Here is a 6,377-nt window from a genome sequence, read left to right as displayed (position 1 = left end):
CCCCCCACCGCAACCGGAGGCAACCAATGACTGAGCACACTCCCGTGGCCGACCGGCCGGTGATCGTTGCCAACTGCAGCGGCTTCTTCGGCGACCGACTCAGTGCGGCGAAGGAGATGGTCGACGGCGGTCCGATCGATGTACTGACCGGCGACTGGCTCGCCGAACTCACCATGCTGATCCTGGCCCGCCAACGCATGAAGAACGGTCCAGGTTCGGGTTGGGCACGGACGTTCCTACGGCAGATGGAACAGGTACTCCAGACGTGCCAGGAACGCGGCATCAGAATCGTCTCCAACGCTGGCGGACTCGACCCGGCGGGGTGTGCCGCCGCGTTGCGGGAGAAGGCAGATGAGCTCGGGCTGAAGGACCTGACAATCGCCTACGTCACGGGCGATGACCTGATGCCCGAGTTGGAGCGGTTGCAAGGCGATGGTGAGCAGCTCACCAATATGGACACCGGAGAATCCCTGGAATCATTGGGTTTCTCGCCACTCACGGCCAATGCCTACCTCGGGGCCCGCGGTATCACCGAGGCGCTACGCGCTGGTGCCGATGTGGTGATTACGGGCCGAGTGACCGATGCCGCGCTCGCGATTGGACCGGCCGCGTGGTGGCACGGGTGGGACTACGACGCTGCGCTCAATGGTGACCAGCGGCAACTCGACGCGTTGGCGGGGTCCCTCGTCGCGGGCCACGTCATCGAGTGCGGAGCGCAGACGACCGGCGGCAACTACTCGTTCTTCCGCGACGTGCCGGGCCTGGAGCACCCAGGGTTCCCCATCGCCGAGATTGCCGCGAATGGCAGCAGCACGATCACCAAGCATCCTGGCACCGGCGGAATTGTCGACGTTGGCACGGTGACCGCGCAGTTGCTCTACGAGCTAGGTGCACCTGCGTACTTGAACCCAGACGTCACCGCGCGGTTCGACACCATCGACCTGGTTCAGAGCGGTCCCGATCGGGTGCGGATTGCCCCGGTCGTCGGCGAGCTTCCACCGGAGCGGATCAAAGTCAGTATCAACACTCTCGGCGGCTTCCGGAACACGGCGTCGCTGGTGTTGACCGGCCTGGACGTCGAAGCCAAGGCCGACCTGGCCCTGCGCACTGTCGCTGGTCTGTCGTTGGAGCGGGCGCATGAGTTGGAGCTCAACCCGTTCAAGCTCGCGCGGGAGTCGTCATTAACCGTTCGCGAACTTGACGTGCAGTTGACCGGCGCTGGTCGGCGCAACCCCAACTCGCTGGCTGACGCGCAGGAGTTCCTCCGCATTACGGTGAAGGACGCGGACCCGAAGAACGTTGGTCGGGCATTCACCGCCCGCATCATCGAGTCCGCCCTCGGGTCGTACCCGGGCATGTTCGCCACCGCACCGCCAGTCGAAGGATCGCCATACGGGGTGTACTGGCCGACAACGATCGATCCGTCTGAGTTGACGGTGACGGTCCACGTCGAGGGCCAGGAGCCGTTCGAGGTTTCCCCCGGCGGATCGCCGGCGGGAACGAGTTCCCCGGCCCATGAGCCGGACGAACTTCCGAGTCGCTTCGCCTACGTCCCGTCTGCCGAAGCAACCTCGGCGTTGGTGCCATTCGGCGTGCTCGTGGGGGCGCGGTCCGGTGACAAGGGTGGGTCGGCGAACGTCGGTTTCTGGATCCCCGATCCGGGCGACGGCGCGGCCGATCTGCGCTTCGGCTGGCTGTGTACCTGGCTCAGTGCCGACCGTGTTCGGGACCTCCTGCCGGAAGCCGACCCACTGGGCGTCGACGTCTACATCCTGCCGAATCTGCGGGCAATCAACGTCGTCATCAAAGGTCTATTGGGCCGCGGGGTCGCCGAATCGACACGACTTGATCCGCAGGCCAAGGGTCTCGGTGAGCAGTTCCGCGCCCGGATGATCAGCCTGCCCAGTGAACTGATCCCCGCGTCCGCCCTGCCGCTGGAAGAAGACGTGGTGTGACCGCGACGGCAGTGGCCAGCAGTGAGCGCGACCCGCTCACCGATCGCGGCCGCCGCACGCGCGACACCCTGACCACCGCCGCCCGTCAGGTGTTTGAGGCGAAGGGTTACCCCGCGACGCGGATGGGTGACATTGCCGACGCGGCCGGGGTTGCCCACGGCACGGTCTACACCTACTTCGAAGACAAGGCCGCAGTATTCCAAGCCGTTGTCGATGGCCTGACCCAGCAGCTCGATCAGGATTGGCGGGTGGGCCCGGAGCACTCCGACCCGGTTGATCGGATCGCCGAGGCCAATCGCCGCTACCTGGACAGCTTCACCGCCAACGCGCGGCTGCTGCAGGTCATCGAGCAGGCCAGCACCGCAGACCCCCAATACCGTCGGCTCCTGTCGAACTTCCGGCAGCGTTATGTCGAGCGCGCCGTCGCCGGCATTCGGCGATTGCAGGCCGACGGCGTGGCCGATCCGACGCTCGACCCCTATTTGGCCGGCTCCGCCCTCTGCGCGATGGTCGAGGGTTTTGGTCGGCAGTGGATTGCGCGCTCCGAGGAACACGATCGGCAGGTAGTTGCCGACACCCTGACACGGCTATGGGCACAAGCCCTCGGCCTCAACGACCAACAAGTGCCGCGATCGGGTCGGTCGACTCGACGCTCGAAAGTGAAGGAGTGACCATGCAGTTCACCGAGGAGCACGAGCAGTTCCGCAAGTCAGTTCGCGCCGTGATCGAGCGCGAGATCAACCCCTACGTCGATGAGTGGGAAGCGGCCGGCATTTTCCCCGCCCACGAGCTATACCCGAAGCTGGCTGAGGTCGGCATCTTCGGCCTGGAGTACGACCCCGAGTTCGGCGGCCAGGGCGCGGATCACACGTTCACCCTGGTGCTCGGTGAGGAACTCGGAGCGACCGCGACCTGCGCCGGTGTGCCGATGGCGGTCGCCGTCCAGGCATCGATGTCCACCCCGGCGTTGCACAAGTACGGCACCGACGACCTCAAGCGCAAATACCTGATCCCGGCGATGACCGGTGAGGCCGTCACGTCGGTCGCGGTGAGCGAGCCGGATGCCGGGTCCGACGTTGCTGGCATCCGCACCAAGGCCACCCGCGACGGTGACGACTGGGTCATCAACGGCACCAAGATGTGGATCACGAGCGGCACTCAGGCGGATTGGATCTGCCTGCTCGCGCGCACCTCCGACGAGGGCGGCTACGCCGGCATGTCGCAGATCATCGTCCCGACCGATACACCGGGTTTCTCCGTCGGCCGCGCGATCAAGAAGATGGGCAACCACTCCTCTGACACCGGCGAACTCGTGTTCGACAACGTGCGGGTGCCGGTCAGCAACACCGTCGGCGAGATCGGCCGCGGATTCCAGCAGCAGATGGCGCAGTTCCAAGACGAGCGCATGATCGCGCTGTACATGGTCGTCGGTTCGATGAAGCGCGCTCTGGACAAGACCAAGGAGTACCTGCAGGAGCGCAACGCATTCGGCAAACCGCTGCTGGCCAATCAATACCTGCAGTACAAGCTCGCCGAGCTGTACGCGGAGGTCGACATTTTGACCGAGTACGCGTACACCGCGGCCGAACGTTATAGCGCTGGCGAGGATGTCACGCGGATGGCGACGATCGGCAAGCTCAAGGCCGGTCGGCTGCAGCGGGAGGTCGCGGACACCTGCGTGCAGTTCCACGGCGGTATGGGTTACGCCGAGGAGATGTGGCCCGCGCGGTACTTCCGCGACGGTCGGCTCACCTCGATCGGCGGCGGCGCCGACGAGGTCATGCTGCGCGTGATCGCCATGATGGAAGGGATGGGCAAGAAGTGAGGATTCTCCCTGCCGTGCTTTCCGCCGAACCGATCGATGGAACGAGGACCCTGTGACTGACACATCCGCCGAGGAGCCAGCCGCCGAGGTGCCGCGCGTCACCTACGAGGTCGCCGACGGCGTCGGGACGATCACGATGAGTCGCCCGGATCTGCGCAACGTGCTCAGTGTCGAGGCCCTGCAGGCCATGCATGCCGCGCTCAAGCAAGCGGCGGCCGACGACGCGGTGCGCGTTGTGGTGCTGACCGGTTCGGGCAACACGTTCTGCGCTGGTGCTGACCTCAAGGGAGCCAGCGGCGCGGCTGAGCAGGACACGTTGTGGAGCGGACCGCGCGCGATCGTCAACGTGCTGGAGTTGCTGCTCGATCACCCGAAGCCGACCATCGCCCGGGTGCAGGGTCACGTCGCCGGCGGCGGCAACGGACTGGTCGCGGCCTGCGATCTATCGGTGGCTGCCGAGTCGGCCAAGTTCGCGTTCTCCGAGGTTCGCCTCGGGGTTGCCCCAGCGGTGATCTCGGTGGTGTGTCTTCAGCGGATGAACGTCGCCGACGGATTCGAGCTGCTACTGACCGGCGAGCGGGTGTCGGCACGACGTGCGGCCGAGTCCGGATTGCTGAACCGGGTGGTCGCCGACGAGGCTTTGGACGCCGAGGTTGCCGGGTTTGTCGACCAGTTGCGTCGTGGTGGACCGAACGCATTGGCAGCGACCAAGGAGCTGCTGCGGCGAGTGCGAACGATGGATCGCTCGGAGGCGTTCGAGTGGACCGCCGAGTTATCCGCGTGGCTGTTCGCTTCCGAAGAAGCCCAAGCCGGAATGGCCGCCTTCTTCAGCCGGTCACCGGCCCCCTGGTCCCCCGACGCGTAACCCCGCGCAACCCGGGCACCCGGGCACCCCAGGAAGTTACCCAGCGGTATGGCTGTTTCCCTCGGCGTGTTGCAGCCATACCGCTGGGTAACTTTCGGAGCTAGTCCTCGCGGGGGAGGCCGTGGGCGAAGGTGGTGAGGTCGTCGAGCAGGTCCTGCGGTAGCGGTTCGGGGTTGCTGGCGGCGATGGCCACCTTGATCGCTCGGTAGGTTTCGGCGGCCATGCCGCACTTCTGGCAGGCTTCAAAGTGTCGGTTCACCCGGGCGAGCGTCGGCTCGTCAAGCTCACCGTCGATCGCTGCCTGCAGGTGTCGCATCGCCTGTCGGCAACTGGTCATGTCGTCGCTGCCGAACAGGCTCTCGCGCAGGGTGATGCTCACGATGCCTCCCCGCGCTCATCGCGGCTTGGCCCTGTCTCGCCGTCGAGATCTGTTGGGCTCGGACCAGCGGGATCAGCCGGATCCGGCCCGCCACGGTCCGGTCTGCCTGCCGCGCTCACGCCGCCAGCGCCAGCGCCGGCGACCGCGCCGGCTGCGACAACTCGCTTCTTGATCTTCTTGCGGGCACGGTGCAGGCGGCTCATGACTGTGCCCTCGGGAACGCCGAGCACGGCGGCGGCCTCGGCGTACGACAACCCATCGGCGTCCACGAGCATCACCAACTGCCTGGCCTCGGGCTTCAGATCGGCGAGTGCTGATTCGATCGTCGCGCCGAACAGCGGGTCGACAACGTGGTCCTCCGCCGAGGCCGATACCTCGCCGCCCAGGGATCGACTCGCATCTGCCGGGTCGATCGGATCGGGCCGCGGCTTGCGATGACTGTTGAGGTTGGCGTTGCGCAGAATCGTCAGTAACCAGGCGCGCGGATGACGCCCGTCGAACGTCTCAAACGACCGCCACGACCGAAGCAGCGTGTCCTGGACCAAGTCGTGCGCGTCAGCGGGCTGAGGTGTCAGCGACATCGCAACCCGCAACAACATGGGGATCTCCGGTACGACGAGACGCTCGTAAGCGTCGGCTCGGTCGCCGTGTGACTCCACGGCACGAAGGTAACCCGAGCTCGGCGACCAACATTCCACTCCCCTCGCCGAATCGGGCTGGGCTGCCCGTTCGCAACTGGGGGCGCCAACAACGGTCACCCAAACGGAATAGCCGCGTCACGCACGGGGTTCTCCACCTAACCGCAAATCCTGTGAATCGCCCGACCCCGCATGTGACACCGAGGAGCCGAACGATGAAGAAGTCCATCAACCGCCGGGCCGCCATTCTGGCCGCAACCGCAGCAGTCGTCGTGCTCAGTGCCGCCGGGTGCAGCAGTGAAGCCAGCAGCGATGCCACCCCCAGCGCCACACCGACGGCTGCGAGCACCAGCGCGGCACCGACCGACACTGCGGGCAGCAACTCTGCGGCCCAGCCCGCGGCCGCAACGGCTGGCAGCTACATCACGTGGGACGAGTACCAGAAGGACACAGCGAAGTACGAGAACAACAACGTCGTGCTCTTCTTCAACGCGTCGTGGTGTTCGACCTGCCAGGCAACGGTCAAGTCACTCGATGCAAGTAAGGGCAACTTCCCGGAAGGTCTAACCGTCGTCAGCGTCGACTACGACAGCAACTCGGCGTTGAAGAAGCAGTACGGCGTGACGACCCAGCACACGTTCGTGGCGATCAAACCGAATGGCGATCAGATCAAGAAGTGGTCCGGATCCATGACGGCCGATGCGATCCAGGCGAA

Annotated in this window: 7 protein-coding genes; 5 read left to right on the top strand and 2 right to left on the bottom strand. The window is 65.7% G+C overall.

All coding sequences use genetic code 11. The annotated features are described in order from the left end of the window. Positions 1 to 26 precede the first annotated feature (26 nt). From KAZ48_10050 to KAZ48_10035, 4 genes are read left to right on the top strand one after another with little or no spacing between them, the layout of a single operon-like run. A complete protein-coding gene (locus KAZ48_10050; GenBank protein MBP7973132.1) occupies positions 27 to 1,955 on the top strand; it encodes a DUF1446 domain-containing protein in 1,929 nt (642 codons plus the stop codon). Beyond that, positions 1,952 to 2,626 carry a TetR/AcrR family transcriptional regulator gene (locus tag KAZ48_10045; GenBank protein ID MBP7973131.1) on the top strand — a complete coding sequence of 225 codons (675 nt, stop codon included), beginning with the start codon at positions 1,952 to 1,954 and terminating at the stop codon, positions 2,624 to 2,626. Before KAZ48_10050 ends, KAZ48_10045 begins: the two co-directional genes overlap by 4 nt. A 2-nt stretch (positions 2,627 to 2,628) precedes the next feature. After that, positions 2,629 to 3,780 (top strand): acyl-CoA dehydrogenase family protein, encoded by a 1,152-nt coding sequence (locus KAZ48_10040; protein MBP7973130.1) that lies wholly within the window; start codon positions 2,629 to 2,631, stop codon positions 3,778 to 3,780. A gap of 52 nt (positions 3,781 to 3,832) precedes the next feature. Continuing rightward, positions 3,833 to 4,645 (top strand): enoyl-CoA hydratase/isomerase family protein, encoded by an 813-nt coding sequence (locus tag KAZ48_10035; GenBank protein MBP7973129.1) that lies wholly within the window; start codon positions 3,833 to 3,835, stop codon positions 4,643 to 4,645. A gap of 100 nt (positions 4,646 to 4,745) precedes the next feature. Here KAZ48_10035 and KAZ48_10030 read toward each other — a convergent pair whose 3' ends face one another. Both KAZ48_10030 and KAZ48_10025 read right to left on the bottom strand, forming a co-directional pair. Further along, positions 4,746 to 5,024: a zf-HC2 domain-containing protein gene (locus KAZ48_10030; protein MBP7973128.1), complete on the bottom strand. Its 279-nt coding sequence runs from the start codon at positions 5,022 to 5,024 to the stop codon at positions 4,746 to 4,748. Beyond that, a complete protein-coding gene (locus KAZ48_10025) occupies positions 5,021 to 5,683 on the bottom strand; it encodes a sigma-70 family RNA polymerase sigma factor (GenBank protein ID MBP7973127.1) in 663 nt (220 codons plus the stop codon). Before KAZ48_10025 ends, KAZ48_10030 begins: the two co-directional genes overlap by 4 nt. A gap of 194 nt (positions 5,684 to 5,877) precedes the next feature. Between KAZ48_10025 and KAZ48_10020 the strand changes: the two genes are divergently transcribed. Continuing rightward, on the top strand, positions 5,878 to 6,377 hold a 500-nt coding region (locus KAZ48_10020; GenBank protein ID MBP7973126.1), incomplete at its 3' end, for a thioredoxin family protein.

It is taken from the genome of Candidatus Nanopelagicales bacterium, from assembly GCA_018003655.1.
Classification (GTDB): Bacteria; Actinomycetota; Actinomycetes; order S36-B12; family UBA10799; genus JAGNDY01.
This window is presented reverse-complemented; position numbering and strand designations above follow the sequence as displayed.

Coding starts and splice junctions, on each gene's coding strand:
- KAZ48_10050 (MBP7973132.1), top strand. CDS start 27: ATGACTGAGCACACTCCCGTGGCCGACCGGCCGGTGATCGTTGCCAAC.
- KAZ48_10040 (MBP7973130.1), top strand. CDS start 2,629: ATGCAGTTCACCGAGGAGCACGAGCAGTTCCGCAAGTCAGTTCGCGCC.